The organism is Flavobacterium sp. 90, from assembly GCF_004339525.1.
Classification (GTDB): Bacteria; Bacteroidota; Bacteroidia; order Flavobacteriales; family Flavobacteriaceae; genus Flavobacterium.
This window is the reverse complement of record NZ_SMGE01000001.1, coordinates 4,737,926-4,758,894: the sequence shown is the minus strand read 5'-3', so window position 1 is coordinate 4,758,894 and position 20,969 is coordinate 4,737,926. Positions and strand designations below refer to the sequence as shown.

Genomic DNA, 20,969 nt, shown 5'->3' with positions numbered 1-20,969 from the left:
AAACAATTAACCTATAACTACTGTTCTTAATATCAATAGCAAATTTCGTTCAGTTTATAGATAATAGTTACCTCTAAAAGTTTTTAAAACCACAACTTAGGACATTAATATTATTTAACTCCTTTTTTAAGTTTTTCCAGGGAAGAGTCGTTCACAAGTTTAATCTGATCTATAACAATTTGAGCAATAGTAGTCGCTCCTTTTAATGAAAGATGGGTATCGTCTGCCTTATCTTTATCATAATAAGCATTTTCTCCTGCTTTAAAGTGCAGGTGTAATTGTTTTGATTTTTCCGGACCGTAAGATTGTTCCAATTTTTCTGTATAATATTCTAAATCAATAAAAGGCACGTTAAACTCTTGAGCTACTAATCTGGTTTCGACAGGATAATCTCCATGTGTAGGAACTAACACTCCTTTTTCATTAAAATTTCGTCTGACAATAGACGTAAATAATACCGGAATTGCACCTTTTTCACGACTTTCTTTTACAAATCGAATTAAGTTGTATCGATATGCAGTATGCGGATTAGTGTAACGTGTAGAGTCTTCTATTTTTTCATCATTATGACCAAATTCAATAAAAACATAATCTCCTTTTTTTAATCTCTTATAAATAGAATCCCAACGTTTTTCGTTAATAAAGCTTTTTGTACTTCTACCATTTACAGCTTTATTTTCTACTATTATATTATCTTTAAAGAAAGGCTGCAATACTTGTGCCCAACCATGTTCCGGATTTTTGTCAGGATCTTTTTTGTTGGCCATTGTCGAATCACCAATAGTGTATAATGTCGTTTTTTGAGCGAAACAAGTTGTTGTGATTAGCAAGAGGATTATTATGTAGTATTTCATATTTTATTAGTTGGTGATTAATAGCGCACGGATTTTGCGGGTTTAGACGGATTTTTACTGGTGTTTTTATTCTTTATCAAATTTTGGTATCCTACCAATAGATGCACTGCAGTGCACCTCTACGGAAAATCTTTGTTCCTTTGCAACTATGAACCTTTGAACCTCTAAAAAAAACCTATTTAGCGGCCGATGGAACCGTTGCTTTTTCCCCTATAAAAACTTCATTCAATACTACATTTTCAGCATTTTCACTTGAAATTGCATTTTTTGCCCATTTGATCTCTATATTGTTGAGGGAGATATTGCGAACTTTTTTATCCGGAAATCCCTGAATTACAATTCCTGATTGGGTTGCTTTATTGCAGGTAATATTAGAAAAGTAAATATTTGATATTTCCGACTGAAAACCGCTTCCTTCACCGTGATAATTTGCTGTGATATACAGACAATCTTCGACAGTATCGAGATTAATATTTCGAACAAATATATTTTTAATATAACCTCCTCTGTCAGCATTGGTTTTTAAATAAATTCCTCTTTTTAAGTACCCAACGGTTTTACAATTTTCAACATAAACGTTCTGAACTCCCGCTGACATTTCGCTTCCGATAACGACACCATGAAGCCCTTTGAAATTGCAGTTTCTAATGACAATATTCTCACTTGGTGTTGCCGAATTTGTTCTTCCTTCATGATCTCTCCCTGCTTTTACAGCTACGTTGTCATCTCCGTTATCGAAAGTTACATTTTCAATTAAAACATCTTTTACATATTCCGGATCAATACCATCGTTATTATAATTTAATGATTTATAATGTACTCCACGAACAGTAATGCTTTGTGATTTTAATAAATGTAAACACCAAAACGGCGAATTTTCAATTTTAATATTTTCGACTAAAATATTTTTACAATTGAAAAACTGTATCATTTGCGGACGTAAAAAATAACCTTCCCCAAATTTTCTGTCTTTCAAAGCAATATTATTATGATTCATATCCCGACTTAGCTTTTTACCGGATTCTTCTTTTGCTTTAAAACTTTTCCAGATCTTTCCTCCTTCTCCATCAATTGTCCCCTCACCTGTAATCGCAATATTCGAACATTCGTAAGCATAAATTAGCGGACTATAATTGTACAACATTGTACCTTCCCAACTGGTTAAAACCATTGGCAAATAATCCTTAGGATTATCGCTAAATTTAATTTTTGCTCCTTTTTCTATTTTAAGATTAACGTTGCTTACAAAATGAATTGGTCCTTTAATTTTATAAATTCCTTTAGGGACAATAATAGTTCCGCCGTTATTCTTTTTGCACAATGCCATAGCTTTGTCAAATGCCATCTTATTATTGAAAATTGAATCGCCTTTTGCTCCTACTTTCAATACATTAATTTGATAGGAAGGAATTACCGGAAGCTGAATTCTATTGACAATTGAATCTACTTTAGCCGATGGAAATTCAGTATTCTGAGCAAATGAAGTCCAGGAAATTAATAGAAAAAGCAGAGATTTAATATTCATGTGTGTATGTTTTAGCCCACGGTTTTAACGGATTGAACGAGTTTTCGCGGGTTTTGTTCTAAAATTTATCGCTCTAAAGAGAAAAAAATCAGTGTAGATCTGATTAATCTGTGTCTTTCATGCATAATTTTTTGCCCACGGATTTTAACAGATTAAACGGGTTTTCACGGGTTTAATTTTAAATATTAAAAAATAAAAAAATCAGTGCTAATCCGTTTAATCCGTGGTCAAATTATTTACTTCGAATACCAATTAGAAATCGAATCTTTCAAAATGTTTTCGCTTGTATATTTTTCAGCTTCTTCTTTTGTTAGCTGATGTGACCATGAAACTCTTTTTGTTGGTTGAAAACCTTCGCCTTTGCAATTGTATTCGGCATAAAAGGCACTCTTTTCAGCTTCTGGTTTTGACCAGTTTTCCCAACCTTCTGATCTGATATGTTTTCCCATCTCGCAATTGATGTAAACCGTTTTGGCATAAATACGCCACGGTCTTCCTAAATAAACTGCTGTTGAAATCTCATTCGCAGTAAGTTTGCAATTTTTAAAAACAAATCCAAAAACAGTATCCTGAGGTGTTGAAGCAGCCGTGATATAAGAATTTTTAAGACTGCGTATTTCGCAATTTTCAAACAAAACGGTCGCACTTCCAAAAATGAAATCGGTTGTACCTTCGATATAGCAATCTTTAAAATATTGCTTCGCTTCTTTTCCTGACACGTACAAAGTATCCTGATTCCCCAGAATATTACAGTTCGAAATCTGAACACGATTTCCTGTCAGAGACAATGCAATTGCCTGTCCATTATCTCCCGAAGTATTTTTAATTGTCAAATTTGAAGCCGAAAAATCATCTGCTTCAACCAAAAGTGTGTAGGTATAAAAAGTACTGTTTCGCCCTAAATTAATTTTCGAAAAATTATCATCAAACTGAATAATCGTTTTCTCTTTGCTTTCTCCCATTAAAACCAAATGTGTGTTCCATTCCGGGATTCGGATTTTCTCGTTGTAAATTCCGTTTTTTAACAATACTGTTACTTTCTCATACGGAAAAGAAGGACAGGCATTTATAGCGTCCTGAATTTTTGTAAAATCTCCTGAACCATCCAAAGCTACCGTAATAAGCTTATCGTTTTTTTTATCTGATGTTTCTTTTAATGCAACTTTTACTCTATTATTTATTGCCCAACTCTGGTATTTTTTAAGTACTTCTTTTGGCGCATCTGTATACCATGAATAACCGTTTCTACGTTCTGAACCAATTTCATCCAGCGAATTTTTCTTAATTCCGTCACGATCACAAAAGAAAGGTTTGTTGCTTTCCAGATCCATAAATCTCGCCCATATTGGTGCCGCATTTTGAGTTGGAATCATTTTTTTGTCTATAATTTTTCCGGCATCATTCAAAACACGTTTCTCTTCGAGATTGGTAATTTTTGTTTTTTCGAACCAAATCTGAGCATTTTTTACTGCGGTAATTACTTGATCAGATGGTTTGTCGATCGACATTAAAAGCAATACAATTTTTGCCGATTCGTATCCGCTAAGCGACGCCAGTTCAAAAGCTCTTGCATTCGCCGGAGCCAAAGTAACCTCATCATGCTGCGCGCACCAAACCGTTAATACTCCGTTTTGTTTGTATTGTGTTTTTAAGATACAATCAATCCCTTTATCAAATGCCTTTTTACTTTTCTCAACAACTTCTTTTGATGGTTTTATGCTGTAAAAATCAGTTTCTTCACTCACTTGTTTTAAAACATTCAGGATATTTACCATCGAATCGTCATTGTAAGTAATATGCGTATAATAGCCTTTTTTTAAAGGATAAAACTGAGGCCAGCCACCATTTTTATATTGAGCTTCTAATAAATAATTAAGCCCTTTTAAAAATGATTCTTTATACCTCTCCTCTTTAACCTGCGCATACATTCTGGACATGAAAAGCATTTCCTGACAAGTCGCGCCATTATCTGTGGTTATCTCATGCAAATCACTTTTTAGTGCTATGAGTTTTTGCTTTTCTGCTTCACTAAGTTCATTTTGCATTTGAATATTTTTTGGCCATCCACCAATATTTCTTTGATACAGCAAAACATTTTCTGCAATATTTTTGGCTTCTGCCGAAGCAAACCAAACCGCATCATTTTTTCGAATAATATCAGGCCAATTCTTAAACGTATTCTGAGCAATTGACTCAAAACTCACGATTAACAAAAAGAATACTATTGCTTTTTTTAATGGAATCATTTTTTTTAAATTTCTATTTGTCATTTTATCTTAATGCAAAACCTAAACACTATAATAAGGGCAAAAACTCTACTTTTTATAAATTAAATCATTTTGAACTCGTTATAACCTTTTATTTTTCCTACAATATATCAAACTGTCATTTTTATAAATTCGTTCAAAAAAACACCGTTTACTGAAGTCGTTTTTTTACAAAAATTAATCCTGTTTCTATTTTTAAGCTTTATTTATTCTAAACCAATCTACGGCAACATTACCGGAATCGTTTGTTACTTTCTTGCTTAAAGCAAAAAGACCAACTTTTGCACCAATCCATTTTCCTTCTTTTGCCACAAAATCAGATCCTATAGATTTGTATATTTTATCATCTAAACTATAAAAGAAACTACAAATTCCTCCTTTATTAATTTTTACTCTAAGATATATTGTATTGTTCGAAATTAAAATTGGTGTAGTTTCTGTTTCTGAAACTTTTTTATCGAAAGTTCCCGTTTTCTGATTCAGATATAATTTTCCGTTATCGTTTTTGAAATTCAGGTAACTATAATCTAAGCCCATTATCAAAAGTCCGGTTGATTCTCCGTTTAACCGTGCATTAAATGTCAGTTTGGTTGTTGCGGTAAATTCTTCGGCAGGAAATTTTTGCAGTAATAAGTTTGGAACTTCAAAAATTTTCTGATCCTCTTTAATTGTCGATAAACAAAACAAATTCAAATATCCTAGACTTGTTGGAAAACCCCAATTGATTTGAGGATTTGCCTGCCATTGCCATTGTAAGCCTAATTTTAATTCGTTAAATTCATCTGATGTTACAGGAACTTCTATTGAATATTTACTTCCTACATTTGGCTTTCTGAATCTAGTGACAGGTTCTCCTATTCCGTTTTTATCGAAATCCTGCCCCATCACTGGCCAATCATTTTCCCATTTCATAGGCTGAAGATGCACAATTCTTCCGTAAGCTCCTTTATCCTGAAAATGAATAAACCAATCTTCACCAGTTTGTGTTTGTACCCAAGCTCCCTGATGCGGACCATTTATTGTCGTTGTTCCTTGTTCAAGAACTTTCTTCTTTTCATAAGGACCATAAACATTTTTTGACCTTAAAACAGTTTGCCATCCCGTTGCAACTCCGCCAGCTGGAGCAAAAATATAGTAGTAATTATTTCGCTTATAAAATTTTGGACCTTCAATAGTTCCTTCACTTTCATGTCCGTCAATTATCATAACCTCATCAGTATTGACTATTGTACCATCCGCATTCATTGTGCAAACTACCAATAAACTTTTTATCTGTGCGCGACTTCCCGCAAAGGCATGAACGAGATAATTTTTTCCGTCATCATCCCATAACGGACTCGGATCTATCAAACCTAATCCCGCTTTTACTAAAAGTGGTTCTGACCAAGGACCTTCGGCTTTTTTGGATTTTATCATATAAATTCCAAAATCTGGATCTGGATAATAAATATAAAATTCATTGTTATGAAAAGTGATACTTGGCGCCCAAACTCCATTACCATGCTGTACTTTATTATAGGTTTCAAATGGCGGTTGTTTACTAAGTGCATATCCAAGAATTTTCCAATTAACCAAATCTTTAGAATGCAAAACAGGCAATCCCGGAATGCAATTAAAAGACGATGCTGTCATATAAAAATCATCTCCTACTCTAACAACATCCGGATCTGAATAATCAGCATGAATTATAGGATTTGTATAAGTTCCGTCTCCGTTATCAGGTACCCAAACCTGAGCAAAATTAATTTGCATCAGGAAAAATGAGCATAACAGAAAAAGATTTTTTATACTTTTCATTTTTAATAATCATTGAGGTTTAGCTCGTTTTGTCATTTCGACGGAGGAGAAATCACACTAGAAATTCTACACAGAATGTCTTCAACAGTATGTGATTTACGCGTGTGATTTCTACTCCGTCGAAATGACAGACTTTGTGGTTATTCTTTCGTAATTAAACCCGACAGGTTTTTTATGAGATTTTCAGGTTATCGATTTAATTCTAAAGCTGCCAAAATAAATGGCCCTGTTGCTTTAGGATCGTTGTCTTTTTTTCTTTCTTTTACGTAATATTCGTAAGAACCATCTCTGTACGGACTTCCTCCTAATCCTGCAACGGCACAAGCTTCTGTTAATGTAATTGATCCGTCAGCATCTACTTTTATCAATTGTTTGGTTAATCCGTCAAAAGCTTTGTTTGCCAGTTTTTTGTATTTTGAAGGCAAATAACCTTTGTTTGCTCCTTTTGCAAAAGCATAAGCAAACATTGATGATCCTGATGCTTCAAGATAATTTCCTTCTTTATTGCCTTTATCCGTTACCTGATACCACAATCCTGATTTATCCTGATATTTAGCTAAAGCTTCAGAAACGCTGTTTAGATATCCAACAAGTTCTTTTTGTTTCGGATGTTGTTTTGGGAAATAATCCAGAACATCTACAAGCGCCATAGCATACCAACCCAAGGCTCTTGACCAGAAATTTGGCGAAGTTCCCGTTTCTTTGTTTGCCCAGGCCATTTGTTTACTTTCGTCCCAACCGTGATATAACAATCCTGTTTTTGAATCTGTGGCATGTTTTTGAATCAATTCGAATTGTTTTGCAACATCGTCCAATTCTTTTCCGTTTTCAAAAACTGTTGTGTATTCTGCATAAAATGGTTCTCCCATATACAAACCGTCTAACCACATTTGGTTTGGATATATTTTCTTATGCCAAAATCCACCACTTGCTGTTCTTGGTTGTTCTGTCAATTGTTTGCGCAGCATTTGTAATGCTTTTAAGTACTTTTCTTCTTTAGTATTTTCATAAATTTTAAAAAGTAAACGACCGGAAACTACCATGTCAATATTATAATTATCAAGATCATAACTTTTAATAATTCCATCATTTTGAACCAAAGCATCCACATATCCTTTAATATAAACAGGATATCTTGAATCAGGATTTTTTTTATACAATTCTTCCATTGAATGCAAAACCAAACCGTGAACATAATCCCATTTTGGAGTCTTTGCATCATCAATCATAAAGGCTTGAGGATGGCGTTTCATTATTGTTAAAGCCATTTTATCAGACCATTTCATGTCTTTAGAAATAACAATATCTTTACTTGCCGTTTCCTGCGAAGTCACTTTGCAACTTGTAAAAGTCATTGTACAGATTAATAAAACCAATACTGAATAACCTTGTTTTATATTCTTTTTCATTATCAAAATACTTTAATTTCTACTTATTTAATTCTAGCGCACTCAATAGAAATGCTGCTAAAGCGGGCGAACCATTATCTTTTGTTTTTCCGGTGATATAATATTCATTTGTACCATCTCTAAAAGGCTTTCCACCTAAACCTACACTTGGCGAAACGTTTAGAATATTTACCTGACCATTTTCATCTGTTTTGACAAATTCTTTTACAAAAGCATCAAAAGACTTTTGTGCTATTTTTTTATAATTAGAAGCTAAATATCCTTTATCACTTCCTTTAGCCAAAGCATAAATAATCATCGCTGAAGCCGAAGGTTCTAAATAATTCTCTTTTAATTCCGGTTTATCAGCAACCTGATACCATAATCCTGAGGAACTTTTATACTCAATTACACTTTTTGATATTTGATTCAAATAGCTAACTAATTCTTTCTGTTTTGGATGCTTTTTAGGATAATAATCCAATGTTTCTACCAAAGCCATCATGTACCAACCAATTCCTCTTCCCCAAACTGTTGGCGATGTTCCCGTTTCAGGATTTGCCCACGCAATTTGTTTACTTTCATCCCAACATTGACAAGGCAAACCACTTTTTTTATCTAATAAATGATCGTGAACCAACTCAAATTGTTTTGCAATATCATCGAGACTTTTTCCATTTTCATACTTAACCGTATATTGTGTATAAAAAGGTTCTGCCATATACAAACCATCAATCCACATTTGATTGGGATATATTTGTTTGTGCCAAAATCCCCCAATCGCAGTTCTGGGTTGATTTTCAAGTTGTTTTCTTAATTGAACAATTACTTTTTGATAGCGATTGTCTTTCGTTTTATCATATAAATTAAAAAGAATTTTTCCCGGATTTACATAATCGATATTGTATTCTTTCTCGTCGTATTTTTTAATATTTCCAGTACTGTCAATCATTTCATCGGCATATTCTTTTATATAATTCAGGTACTTTTGATCGTTTGTTTTTTGATATAATTTCTCAAAAGAAAACAATAAAAAACCCATTTTATAATCCCATTTTGGTTTTTCGTTGCCATCAATTTGCCAAGCTTTCGGATAATTATTTAAAATTGAAAGTGCTGTTTTTTCAGACCATTTTAAATCTTTAGAAATTACATGTTTATTTTGAGCAATTATTGAACTACTGCATAACAACAGAAAAATAATTCTGAGCATGGGATTAATTTGTTTTTTTGCCACAGATTAAAAGGATTTAATAGATTTTCTTTTTAATATTTTAATTAGTTATTTCTTTCACGCAGATTTAAAAAGATTTAAGCAGATACACACAGATTTCATTTTTAATTATAATCCAAAATAAAATCCACCTTACTCTTTACTCTTTACTCTTTACTCTTTACTCTTTACTCTTTACTCTTTACTCTTTACTCTTTACCATCTTACATCTTCCCTTTCTTGTTCAGAACTTCTAATTTTTGATCTAAGTACTTTACAAATTCTTCTTTCGATTTAATTCCGTTTTGTTCTTGCTCCCAAGCTCCCAAAAAGTAGAACGAATGTGCTTTAGTAGTTGGTTTAAAGACTAAAAGATAATCTAAATCAGTATCAGCAACATTCTCAACTTCACTTGTTTTATAAAAAATTGCCATTCCTAATTTATCAGGAACTAATGATTGTTCACCATAAGTTGCCAAGTAAGCCCACTTTTTGTTTTTGCTATCTTTTTTGATTAATTCAGCCTTCTTTTGTTTTACAATTCCGGTACAGATTCCTTTAATTTCTTTTGAAGCCTGAATTTTGTGTTCTGTATAAAGTTCGTTCGGCTTAATGGTTAATTCTGTTGTAAAATCAATATTATCAGAAGCCGTTTTCCAACCGTAATATTTTACGATTACTTTAGATTCATTTACTTTATTTTCAACATTTGCAATCGTAGAATCTACAGTATGAAAATGTAGTTTTTCGCTGTTTAAATAACGATCAATTGAACCAATTCCAATTCCTTTTCCAGCTTTTAGAATATCAGCTCCCCAATCACTCATTTCATGATACGAATCAAAATTATCTTGCCCTACTTGTGGCAAAACAATTGCAGAAGTCTTTTTTCCGAAAATATCGATTGCATTTCTCCAGTCTAAATACAAGCGATATCCAATTCTGTTATTTTCCCAACCCGGACCTTCATAACGAATATCAAACGAATGATCTGTATGTTCAGGAGCTAGTTTTAGTTTGTCAACGTTCTTAAAAACAGTTCCTCCAATATACTTTCTGTTTTCCCATTTCCCATCTGTTTTTACCGATAACTCGGCATAGGTTTTTGCCGTTTTTATATCGTATTTGTTTTGGGCTTTACAAGCCGAAAGTCCAAAAACTAAAACCGCTGATACCGTTATTAATGTTTTCATTTATATAAATTATTTAAATATTTTGTTCAAGAATTGTGTTGTATATCCTATCATTTCATCAAACCAAGGTTGAAAAAACCAAAAGGAATGTGGCGAATTTTCAATCGTTTTTACTTCGCTGTAAATCTTATTTTCTTTTAAAATTGCAATCATATCATCTCTTCCGGCATGAAACCTATCAAAACTACTGTTTATAAATAAGATTGGAGGCGTACTTTTATTTGTATGGCTTAAAGCCGAAGCATTTTTCCAATTCTCCGGATTTTCTTCATAAGAACCTTTTAGCCAAAATGCAGCCATTTCTCCTTCTTTAGATTCCGGATGTTTAAATGCTAATATTCCGTCTACATCGATAATTGCATTTACTTTTGATGAAGATTTACTTTTATTAAGCCCATCTTCAAAAGCTAAATTATCATTTGTTGTACCAATCAAAGCTGCCATTTGACCTCCCGAAGAACATCCTAAAACGGCAATTTTGTTTGGATCTACGTGAAACTTTTTTGCATTATCTTTTATAAATTTAATCGCATTTTTAATATCATAAATCCCTTCCGGATATTTCGCTTCATTTGATAATCTATATTCAATCGCAAAACAAGAATACCCTTTTGAAGCTATTTCTTGTGCCATAACCCGCATCTGACTTTTATTTCCTGATTTCCATCCACCGCCGTGAATCATAATTACGGCTGGATTTTGTTTTTCTTTTTTATAAAAATAAGAATCTAAATGTAAGTCTCTATTTTGCTTTTTATCATAGATAACATCATAAATTTCAGTAACATTTTCATTCTTTTTTGACTCTACAATTGTTATAAAAGGATATTGTTTTATCAACTTATTATAAGTATTCTTTACCGTATATGAAGTGTCAATTTCAAACTTGCTTTGCGCAGAAATTATAGTAGAATAGAACATTAAAAACAATACTATTTTCTTCATCTGTAAACTTCAATTATCAGTTAAGAAAGGAGTTTGATATGCGGTCAAACTCCTTTTTAACTACTTCAAAAAAACACTAATTATAAAAACTTAGATTCTATTTTTTTTGCCACGAATTTCACAAATTTCCGCAAATTATTGTAGTCAATTATGCTTTAATCTATGACGTTCCTATGCTTTTTTTTGCCACAGATTAAAATGATTTTAATGATTTCTTTCTATCATCGATTATCATAAATAATCACAAATTAATTAGTGAAAATTTGTGCAATTCGCGGCAAAAAATCTTTTTAAATCAATTTAATCTGTGGCATTTTTTTAACTAATTACTAATATGCCGGATTTTGAGGGAAATTTTTATTTCTGTTCAAATCCAATGCTGATTGTGGTATTGGTCTTAGAATTTTAAGATTACCATTTTGCCCTGCAAAAGCATTTGTTGTTGTAACTTTTGGATTGTATAAAACCGTTCTTTCTACTAATGTTCCAGTACGTTTTAAATCAAACCAACGGTGGTATTCTCCCAATAATTCTCTTCCTCTTTCGTCTAATATTGTATTGATATCAATTGATGTCAATACCGGAATTACTCCTGCAACTCCGCCTCCAGCTCTTCTTCTTACTTCATTTAAACGTGCTAATGCAGTTCCTGTATTACCAGCTTTAAAATAAGCTTCGGCAGCGATTAGATACGTTTCTCCTAATCTTGAAATAATAAAATCACGTGTACTGCTTCTGTTAGTCGCTGGCGTAATAGGTGTTGTATTATAATTTGCACTTGTTGCGCCACTGTAAGGAGCATTAGGATCATCAAATTTACGAACCGGAATCAGGTTGTAATCTCCTCCCGAAGCCGCTGATGAAGAATAAGTTCCCCAATTATGGTATCTGAAATTTGCTACCATTCTTGAAGCATTATCCAATTTCCAAGCGTCTCTATCAGCGGTTGTAAACCATTTTGGCTCATAGAAATCTGAAAGTTTCAAAGCTGCTTTATCTGTTACCGTATAATAATCATAATATCTACTGTATATTTCATTCATAAAAGTACCTTCCCAACGTTTGTCTCCTTTTTCATATAATGACAAAGCATAAACCGTAGGACAAAGTGTGTAACTTCTATTTGGATAAGGATTTCCTGCCGCCGCAGCACCTAAATAAGAACTGAACCAATAGTTTTGTGAACTTCCTAAAGCAGTTTGCCCTGTTGCATTTGAAGCTATAGAAAACTGAACTGAAAAGATCGTTTCCGCATTCATTTCGTTTCCAGGTTTTACAACATTATCAAAAGACACATTCAAAGCCTGACCACCAATTACCTGATCTGCCAAACCTGCCGCTGTTGTAAAATCTGCCGGAGTACCAAAAGTTTCATAGCCTCTCGTTAAATATACTTTTGCCAATAAATCCTGAACGGCTCTTTTATTAACTCTTCCCCCATAAGCAGCTGTGCTTACTGCCGGAAGTGCCTCGTTAAGATCTTTAAAAATTTGTGTATATACTTCTTGAGCAGTATTTCTGTCAAATGATGTCACTGCTGTATTGATATTATCCAAAACAATTGGAACTCCGCCATAAGTTTGAACTAAAAGAAAATAAGCATTTGCTCTTAAAAATTTAAGTTCACCAATTCTGGTCTCCAATGTGCTTGATTTCTCTGTAATTGTCGAATAATACAATCCTTTATTCGCCTGTTGAATTGCGATATAACATGTTCTGTACAATTGATCAACTCCAGCAGATGACGATGATAATGTCAAATATTTGGCTAATCCTTCCGGTTCCTGATTTCTTCCTTCAGAATACATGTCTGTTCCTGCTTCAAACAACCACGGATCTCCACCATAAATATCTTTTAGCGTTGCATAATTGGTATTTATTAATGACTCAAATCCCGCAGAAGTCAAAAAATATTGCTCTGCTGAACCGTAAGAACGATTGTCTTCCTCGATAAAATCTGAGCAGGAATTAAGTGTCGTTCCTAGTATTAGTATAGCTATTATTAATTTTTTCATTTTTTCTAATTTAAAATTTTAAACTTAATCCCATTTGAACTGTCATTGTCGACACACGATTCACTGCTAAAGCTGCAGTTGCCCATTCCGGATCATAACCTTCATAAGGTGTAATTACAAACGGATTCAATACGTTAACATAAAAACGCATGCTTTTAATTTTCAATTTGTTTACCAGATCATTATCTAAACTATATCCTACTGCAATGTTTTGAACTTTGACAAATGATGCATTTTTATAAAAAGCAACGTTATTAGTATCATAATAAACTCCTGCTCCACGTGGTAAAGGGTTTGTGTTTGAATATTGTGGTGCGATACCAGCTCCATTTGCAGGAATGTACCAATCTTTTAAATCTAACTTTTGACGTCCTCTGTCTGTTACATCGGCAAAATTGTCGTGGAAACCACTAAATACAGTCATTCCCTGATTGGTGATTAAAGACATTGACAAATCAAATTGTTTTACTTTTAAAGTTGTAGAAAAACTTCCTGACCATTTAGGATCATAATTTCCTAAAATTGCTCTGTCATTATTGGCATCAATTTTACCATCATTATTTAAATCTTTAACTCTTGCTTCTCCAGGTTTCTGACCGTAAGAAAGTGCTTTTGCAGCTTCGCTTTCTTGCCAAACTCCATCAAAAACATAGTTGTAATAAGAGTGAATGTTTTCTCCAATAAATAAATTATTTCCAACATCATCCACTTTATCTTGTCCATAAATAGACTCTAATTTGTTTACGTTTTTAGTGAAAGTAAAACTGGTTTCCCAAGACACATTTCTTGTTTGAATATTTTTAGTTACCAATGCAACTTCAATTCCTTTATTGCTAATAGAACCCACATTTGAAGTAATTGTAGGAACTCCAATTTCTAACGGTAATGCTTGTTGAAACAATAAATCTTTTGATAAACGATCGTAAACATCTACACTCCCTGAGATTCTATTTTTAGCAAATCCAAAGTCTAAACCTAAATTCACCTCTCTCGTTTTTTCCCAAGTCAAGTTAGTATTTCCTAAGCTTGAAGAAGTAAAACCATTTGCCGGAGTACCATTAAAATCATAATATGTTGGAACTTTTAAAACGCTTAAACTTGAATATGGCGACACATTATCGTTTCCGGTATAACCTACACTTCCTCTTAATTTTAAATTAGAAATAAAAGAAACGTTTTTCAAAAATGATTCCTGATTAATATTCCACCCTAAAGCCACAGAAGGGAAAGCTGTCCATTTATTACCATCGGCTAAAACTGATGAACCATCGTAACGTACCGATGCTGTTAATAAATAACGCCCTTTGTATGTATAATTTAAACGCGCAGCATAAGATTCTAATGTATTTTTAGAATATGGAATAAATACTCCTGAAGGAATTATCGCGATAGATCCCGAAGGCGTTAAATTGTAAGTTGGTTGCGCTCCTGAACCAAGGTTGTAAAATCCTGTTTCGAATGGATTTTCTCTTGAAGATTGGAAATACGTTTCGGTAGTATTAGAGTAAAAACTCTGAAGTAATAAAACATTGAAAACGTGATTTTCTTTTAAAGTATAATTGATGTTAAACTGATTGTCCCAAGTATAATTGAAATTTTGAACATTGGTTACATCTCCAGACGGTAAACTTTTGTTTTTAAGACCAAAATCTGTTTGAGCTCCAAGAGATCTTCCTTCTCTCGCATTCATTGAACCCGCAGAAAAAGTCGATTTGAAAGACAACCAATTTGTAAATTTATATTCTCCAAATAAGTTCCCAATTGTAGTAAATCTTTTTATCTCATCGCTTGAATTTGCAATTTCCAAAAGTGGATTATAAGAACCCGTTTTATTGATTCCTAAAGTTCCATTAGGATATCTTAATGTCCCCGGTTGTTGTGCATAAGTCCCAACAATTTCGTTACCATTAGCATCAATTGCCCAAGGCGACGTATAAGGATTTTGCCTAAAAGCTTCCTGCATAGCCGTTCCGCTTCCTAATTGCTCATCAGTTTTAGATATCGTAAGATTTACTCCAAACGAAATTTTATCGTTTATCTTATGATTTAAACCTGCCTTAAAGTTATACTTATCAATTCCTTCATTATCGATAACTCCTGTTTCTTTTTGTGCACCAAGACCGATGTTATAAGATAAACCGTTATCAGCACGACCTGAAACATTCAGATAATTATTCTGAGTCATTCCACCTTTTAAAACGGCATCTTGCCAATTATAACTTTGGTTATTAGCTACTCTGTTAAATAAAACCGGATTCGTTCCTGCCTGACCAACTGCTGTTCTTAATTCGGTTGGATCAATATCATTGTACGTTGGGTTAGTAGCGGAAATAGAAGTAGCCAAAAATGCCGATTGATGGTAATACCACCATTTTTCAGGACTCATTAATTTTGGTAATCTCACGGCTTGTTTATTTCCATAAGAACTATCATAAGTAACAGTTACACCTGCTTTTGCATTTGTACCACTTTTAGTTGTCACAATGATAACCCCGCTTCCTCCTCTCGAACCATAAATTGCAGCCGAAGAAGCATCTTTCAACACGTCCATTCTCGCAATATCCTGCGGATTCAAAAAGTCGATATTATCTGTTGGAACACCATCAACCACAAAAAGAGGTTTAGATCCGTCTTTATTAATAGAGTTTGTTCCTCTAATAATAACGTTGAAACCGTCGCCAATTCTACCGGAATTTGAAGTTACCTGAACTCCGGCAATTCCTCCCTGAATGGCTTCCATTGGGTTAGTTACATTTCTTTCGGTAATTTTAGCCGCTGATAAAGTATTTACAGCTCCGGTTAAATCGGTCTTTTTTACAGATCCATAACCTACAACCACAACTTCATTAAGTGAATTGGATTGTTCTGAAAGGCTAACATTTACTCTTGATTTTCCTGCAACGCTAACTTCCTGAGTCTGAAAACCCAAATAGGTTACAATCAAAACCGCTTTATTATTGGTAACATTTATTTTAAAACTTCCTTCAAAATCTGTCGAGGTTCCGTTTTTAGTTCCTTTTTCCTGGATATTCACACCCGGAAGTGATAATCCTGCAGCATCAGTAATCTTTCCTTCTACCACTGTCGACTGAGCGTTCATGGTCGTACTCAAAAGGAAATTGAGGAAAAATAAAAATACAAGATTGTATTTTATTTTTTTCTTTGATAATTGTTTAATGTTCATAATCTGGTTAATAGTTTGGTTAATTGATAGTTTTTCTTTTTTAATTTGTAATCGATTCTACTTTCTTTCCATTGATATATGTGCTTATAAAATTTATATTTTTTACGTTTTTTAACGAATAAACTGAATCTACTTTTTCGATTACAACATCTTTAAAAGTGATATTTTCTACTGGAGATTCTGCGTATCCGTCTGCTAAAATCCCGAACTTTCCGCCGTTTTTAACTCTAATATTTTCAAGACTGATATTTTTAATTGTTGGTATAAAATTTCCGGATTGACTTCCGTAAACATCATAAAACATGGTTGCTCTCAAAACACATTCTTTTACAGTTCCAACTTCAATATTTCGAACATAAATGTCTTCTGTAGTTCCGCCGCGTTTAGAATTTGTTTTAATTCTAATTGCTCTTTCAAGATTCGGACTGTCCATGACGCAATTCTCCACAAAAACATTATTTACTCCGGCAGATATTTCGCTTCCCATCACAACTCCGCCGTGACCATCGATCATTTTACAATTCTGAACAATGATGTTTTTACTCGGAATCCCAACTCGCCTTCCATCTGCATCTCTTCCGGATTTTATTGCAATACAATCGTCACCTGTATTAAAAGTGCAATTTCTAATAATTACATTTTGAGAATATTCAGGATCACAACCGTCATTATTAGGTCCGTGGCTGTTGACTGTTACTCCGTCTACAATTACATTATTCGACTTTATAGGATGCAAAATCCAAAACGGAGCATTGATTATCGTTATATCTTTTACTAAAACAGTATTACACTCAAAAAATTCAATAAAATTGGGACGTAGATAATGTCCTTCTCCAAAAACCCTTTGTTCTACAGTAATTCCTTTTTCAGCCATTTCAATCAAAGCAATACGATTTAAAGGATCGTTTTGAGAAGGAATACCTTTTTCCCAACCGTATATTTTAGTTCCCGCCCAAATCCACCAGTTTGTATTATTTGCCTGTCCGTTTAATGTGCCTTTTCCGGTTATAGCAACATTCGTTTTATTTTTTGCATAAATGAGTGGCGAATGATTCATCAATTCTGTCCCTTCAAATGAAGTATGCACTAAAGGATATTCTTTTGAATCAATACTAAACAAAATCTCAGCATTGTCTTCTAAATGCAAATTCACATTACTTTCTAAATGTATAGGTCCTGTTAAATATTTTCCATTTGGCACAAGTACTTTACCTCCACCATTTTCGGCACAAGCTTTAATTGCTTTTTCAAAAACGGCTGTATTTGATGTTTTTCCATCTGCTACAGCACCATAATTCATAACATTATAAGTCTTGTCTAAAAAGTGCGTTTGTGGAATGCTTTTTACGATTAATTCCATTTTTTTCCATGGATTAGCTTCTGAAACATTCGAAACTTGTTTTCCACAAGATAAAAATGACATTGCAATCAGGCTAAAAACCAAAACCCCTTTTGACGCTATAGACTTACTTATAATCATTTGCAGATATATTTCTGATTTCTCAATCGTAAAATCAATATTAATGTAATCGATTACACGAAAGTAGAAAATTTGTTTCAATACAGCAAATTTATTTAGATAAAATTTATATATTTAATTTTTATTATTGATTATATTTACATTTAATGTAAAAATGGTCTTAATTTATTATCATTACAGAGTATACAACGTTTTAGTTATCTTAAACAGGTAATCGATAACATTTTATATTTTGATAATAAAAAAAAATGTATTTTTGTCTAACAATTAATCTGAAACACTTTTTGAATGAGCGAAAAAATAACCATTTATGATATTGCCGAGAAATTAAATATCACTGCTGCTACTGTTTCAAGAGCCCTAAACAACAACCCGAAGATCAAAGAAAGTACACGAGAGCTGGTTCTTAAAACTGCTGCATCGATGAACTATAAGCAAAATAAATTGGCGCTAGCCCTAAAAAGTGGTCGTAGTAATAATATAGGTGTAATTGTTCCTCGTATCGATAGCAACTTCTTTGCTTCGGTAATTAGAGGAGTCGAAGAAGAACTTCATCCGCATGGTTATCAGGTTATTATTTGCCAGACGCACGAAGATCCAAAAAGAGAAAATGAAAACCTATATACATTAATAGACGCACAAGTAGACGGTATTATAATGTCAGTTACAGATGTGACGAACGAAAATGACGGTGCGTTTCATAATGTTTTAGAGAAAAATGTTCCATTAATCTTTTTTGATAGAAGCAAACATATTGATGGAGTAAGTTCTGTGACAATCAATGACTTTAAAGGCGGATATATTACAACCAAACATTTAATTGATGAAGGTTGCAGACATATTGCGCATTTCTCAGGAGATCAGTCTCTTGAGATATTCAAAAATCGTTTTTTAGGATACAAACAAGCGTTACTGGATCATGGAATAAACTTTAATGAAGAATATGTTATTCGTACCAAAAGTAGTGTTGAAGCCGGAAAAGAAGCAATCGACACTTTACTAAAACTGGAAACTCCGCCAGACGCACTGTTTTCTTCGAGTGATTTTGCTGCTTTAGGCGCTATTCAGGAATTGAAAGAAAGAAATATTAGTATTCCAAATGAGTTTTGCGTAGCTGGTTTCAGTAATGAACCTTTCACAAAATTCATGGAATTGTCGATAACTTCTGTTGATCAGTCTCCACTTGAAATGGGAAAAATGTCAGCACGCGTTTTCTTAGAACAAGTAGATAAAACGAACACGATTAAAATCGAAAAAAAGGTAGTTCTCGCACCAGAATTACACATTCGTAAATCTTCGTCAAGAACTGCCTTTTAGTTTTTTTAAACATATAAATTATATAAGCTCATTTAACAATGAGCTTATTTTTTTTTCTTTTTTTGCCATTAAGATATTAAGAAAATTAAGCTTTGTGCTTTTTTCTCTTTTACCATTAAAACATTAAGCTTTGCACTTAATGAAACTTAATATCTTAATGGTGAAAAAACTATAACGAAACTCCTCTTTTCCAAGGAATAAATACATCTTGTTTCAACTGGTCTGCTTTTGTTTCCACGTTTCCGCTCGCCAATTCTATAATGTAATCTACTATTTCTGCTCCAACCTCGGTAATGTTTTTTTCACCAGTAATCACCGTTCCGGCATTTACGTCGATAATATCAGACATTCTATTAATTAATGCCGTGTTCGAAGAAATTTTTACAACAGGTGCAATCGGATTTCCCATCGGATTTCCTAAACCTGTGGTAAATAAAACAACTGTTGCGCCCGATCCCACCAATCCTGTGGTACATTCTGCGTCATTTCCTGGAGTATTTAAAAGATTTAATCCTGGTTTTGAAATATATTCTCCGTAATCTAAAACATCCACAACAGGTGAAGTTCCGCCTTTTTTAGCTGCGCCAGCAGATTTCATTGCATCTGTAATTAATCCGTCTTTGATGTTTCCCGGAGATGGATTCATATCAAACCCTGAACCTGCATCTACAACTGATTTTTCAAAAGCTTTCATTAAAGTTAAAAACTTATCTGCTTTTTCTTCGTCCACACATCGGTTCATCAATTCTTGCTCAACGCCACATAATTCTGGAAACTCTGCCAAAATTGTTTTCCCTCCCAAAGCTGCAAAAATATCTGAAACAATTCCTAATGCCGGATTAGCAGAAATTCCAGAAAATCCGTCAGACCCTCCACATTCTAAACCAATACTTAACTTTGAAAGAGGAGCAGGTTGGCGTTCAATTTTGTTGGCTCTTTTAATAGCTTCATAAGAATCTTTAATCACCATTTGAAACATTTGATCAGTAGTTCCAATTTGTTGTTGCTCATAGATCAAAATTTCTTTATCACTATTCGGACTCATTTCTTCCAATGCCTTTTTAAAAATATCAACTTGCAAATTTTGGCAACCTAAACTTAAAACAGTTGCACCTGCAACATTGGGGTTGTTCACATATCCTGCAAGCAGTTTTGCCAACAATTCTGAATCTTGTCGAATCCCTCCACAACCACCTTGATGATTGATAAATTTTACTTCGACATTATCTAAAAGATTTTCATTTAAATTTTTATCCGAAACTTCTTCTACGCTTTTTTCTTCAATTAAAGAGCGTAACAGATTTTTATAAGAAACTTCTTTTTTGGGCATTAATTCGTTTTCGAAAATATCTTTCAGTTTTTCGATATTTTTGTTTTCACAAAAAACCAATGGAAAAAACAACCAAACGTTTTTGGTTCCAACTTGTCCATCAGTACGATGGTATCCGTTGAAAGTTTTGTCTTTCCAACGATCTACATTTGGTGGAGTCCAACCTAAATTTCCGTTTTTACCAAAAACTTTTTCACTTTGATGTTTTACATTTTCGGTGGTAATTACTTCTCCTTTTTTTATAGGTTTAGCAGCTTTTCCAACCAAAACACCATACATTATAATATCATTACCAATTGTAAAATCTTTCTCTGCGATTTTATGTTTTGCTTTAACATCAGTTGTTGGTGAAACGGTAGTTCCTTCAAACATAATTTGTTCGTTTTGTACCAAATCGGTTAAAACGACAATTACGTTATCTGCTGGGTTAACTTTTATTAATTTTTTTTGAGTTGCCATGA

General features: G+C 33.3%; 13 protein-coding genes. 1 reads left to right on the top strand and 12 read right to left on the bottom strand.

Features of this window, described 5'->3' with window-relative positions:
- Positions 1-110: 110 nt before the first annotated feature.
- The 11 genes from C8C83_RS19460 to C8C83_RS19410 form a co-directional block, all read right to left on the bottom strand.
- Positions 111-854 (bottom strand): rhamnogalacturonan acetylesterase, encoded by a 744-nt coding sequence (locus C8C83_RS19460; RefSeq protein WP_121330239.1) that lies wholly within the window; start codon positions 852-854, stop codon positions 111-113.
- A 175-nt stretch (positions 855-1,029) separates the two neighbouring features.
- A complete protein-coding gene (locus tag C8C83_RS19455; RefSeq protein WP_121330238.1) occupies positions 1,030-2,379 on the bottom strand; it encodes a glycoside hydrolase family 28 protein in 1,350 nt (449 codons plus the stop codon).
- A gap of 236 nt (positions 2,380-2,615) precedes the next feature.
- Positions 2,616-4,625 (bottom strand): pectate lyase, encoded by a 2,010-nt coding sequence (pelA, locus tag C8C83_RS19450; protein ID WP_121331378.1) that lies wholly within the window; start codon positions 4,623-4,625, stop codon positions 2,616-2,618.
- A gap of 216 nt (positions 4,626-4,841) precedes the next feature.
- Positions 4,842-6,443: a glycoside hydrolase 43 family protein gene (locus C8C83_RS19445; RefSeq protein WP_121330237.1), complete on the bottom strand. Its 1,602-nt coding sequence runs from the start codon at positions 6,441-6,443 to the stop codon at positions 4,842-4,844.
- A 188-nt stretch (positions 6,444-6,631) separates the two neighbouring features.
- A complete protein-coding gene (locus tag C8C83_RS19440; RefSeq protein WP_132011862.1) occupies positions 6,632-7,852 on the bottom strand; it encodes a glycoside hydrolase family 88 protein in 1,221 nt (406 codons plus the stop codon).
- 19 nt (positions 7,853-7,871) lie between these two features.
- Positions 7,872-9,044 carry a glycoside hydrolase family 88 protein gene (locus C8C83_RS19435; RefSeq protein ID WP_121331377.1) on the bottom strand — a complete coding sequence of 391 codons (1,173 nt, stop codon included), beginning with the start codon at positions 9,042-9,044 and terminating at the stop codon, positions 7,872-7,874.
- Positions 9,045-9,268: 224 nt separating this feature from the next.
- Positions 9,269-10,237 carry a DUF4861 family protein gene (locus C8C83_RS19430; RefSeq protein ID WP_121330236.1) on the bottom strand — a complete coding sequence of 323 codons (969 nt, stop codon included), beginning with the start codon at positions 10,235-10,237 and terminating at the stop codon, positions 9,269-9,271.
- A gap of 9 nt (positions 10,238-10,246) precedes the next feature.
- Positions 10,247-11,182, bottom strand: coding sequence for an alpha/beta hydrolase (locus C8C83_RS19425; protein WP_121330235.1), 936 nt, complete (start codon positions 11,180-11,182; stop codon positions 10,247-10,249).
- Positions 11,183-11,511: 329 nt separating this feature from the next.
- The gene (locus C8C83_RS19420) at positions 11,512-13,197 is read right to left on the bottom strand and encodes a RagB/SusD family nutrient uptake outer membrane protein (protein ID WP_132011861.1); all 1,686 of its coding nucleotides are present in this window, start codon (positions 13,195-13,197) and stop codon (positions 11,512-11,514) included.
- Positions 13,198-13,207: 10 nt separating this feature from the next.
- Positions 13,208-16,381, bottom strand: a complete 3,174-nt coding sequence (locus C8C83_RS19415) for a TonB-dependent receptor (protein WP_121330233.1) — start codon at positions 16,379-16,381, stop codon at positions 13,208-13,210.
- Between the two features lie 40 nt (positions 16,382-16,421).
- Positions 16,422-17,861 (bottom strand): glycoside hydrolase family 28 protein, encoded by a 1,440-nt coding sequence (locus C8C83_RS19410; RefSeq protein WP_121331376.1) that lies wholly within the window; start codon positions 17,859-17,861, stop codon positions 16,422-16,424.
- Between the two features lie 288 nt (positions 17,862-18,149).
- Here C8C83_RS19410 and C8C83_RS19405 point away from each other — a divergent pair, with 288 nt between their 5' ends.
- Positions 18,150-19,178 (top strand): LacI family DNA-binding transcriptional regulator, encoded by a 1,029-nt coding sequence (locus C8C83_RS19405; protein ID WP_121330232.1) that lies wholly within the window; start codon positions 18,150-18,152, stop codon positions 19,176-19,178.
- Positions 19,179-19,347: 169 nt separating this feature from the next.
- Here C8C83_RS19405 and C8C83_RS19400 read toward each other — a convergent pair whose 3' ends face one another.
- Positions 19,348-20,967, bottom strand: a complete 1,620-nt coding sequence (locus C8C83_RS19400) for an altronate dehydratase family protein (protein WP_121330231.1) — start codon at positions 20,965-20,967, stop codon at positions 19,348-19,350.
- Positions 20,968-20,969 lie beyond the last annotated feature (2 nt).

What these genes read in the sequence shown, in the direction of transcription:
- C8C83_RS19445 (WP_121330237.1), bottom strand. Translation starts at nt 6,443, where the DNA reads ATGAAAAGTATAAAAAATCTTTTTCTGTTATGCTCATTTTTCCTGATG.
- C8C83_RS19425 (WP_121330235.1), bottom strand. Translation starts at nt 11,182, where the DNA reads ATGAAGAAAATAGTATTGTTTTTAATGTTCTATTCTACTATAATTTCT.
- C8C83_RS19410 (WP_121331376.1), bottom strand. Translation starts at nt 17,861, where the DNA reads ATGATTATAAGTAAGTCTATAGCGTCAAAAGGGGTTTTGGTTTTTAGC.
- C8C83_RS19415 (WP_121330233.1), bottom strand. Translation starts at nt 16,381, where the DNA reads ATGAACATTAAACAATTATCAAAGAAAAAAATAAAATACAATCTTGTA.
- C8C83_RS19435 (WP_121331377.1), bottom strand. Translation starts at nt 9,044, where the DNA reads ATGCTCAGAATTATTTTTCTGTTGTTATGCAGTAGTTCAATAATTGCT.
- C8C83_RS19455 (WP_121330238.1), bottom strand. Translation starts at nt 2,379, where the DNA reads ATGAATATTAAATCTCTGCTTTTTCTATTAATTTCCTGGACTTCATTT.
- C8C83_RS19460 (WP_121330239.1), bottom strand. Translation starts at nt 854, where the DNA reads ATGAAATACTACATAATAATCCTCTTGCTAATCACAACAACTTGTTTC.
- C8C83_RS19405 (WP_121330232.1), top strand. Translation starts at nt 18,150, where the DNA reads ATGAGCGAAAAAATAACCATTTATGATATTGCCGAGAAATTAAATATC.
- C8C83_RS19420 (WP_132011861.1), bottom strand. Translation starts at nt 13,197, where the DNA reads ATGAAAAAATTAATAATAGCTATACTAATACTAGGAACGACACTTAAT.
- C8C83_RS19400 (WP_121330231.1), bottom strand. Translation starts at nt 20,967, where the DNA reads ATGGCAACTCAAAAAAAATTAATAAAAGTTAACCCAGCAGATAACGTA.
- C8C83_RS19440 (WP_132011862.1), bottom strand. Translation starts at nt 7,852, where the DNA reads ATGAAAAAGAATATAAAACAAGGTTATTCAGTATTGGTTTTATTAATC.
- C8C83_RS19430 (WP_121330236.1), bottom strand. Translation starts at nt 10,237, where the DNA reads ATGAAAACATTAATAACGGTATCAGCGGTTTTAGTTTTTGGACTTTCG.
- pelA (WP_121331378.1), bottom strand. Translation starts at nt 4,625, where the DNA reads ATGATTCCATTAAAAAAAGCAATAGTATTCTTTTTGTTAATCGTGAGT.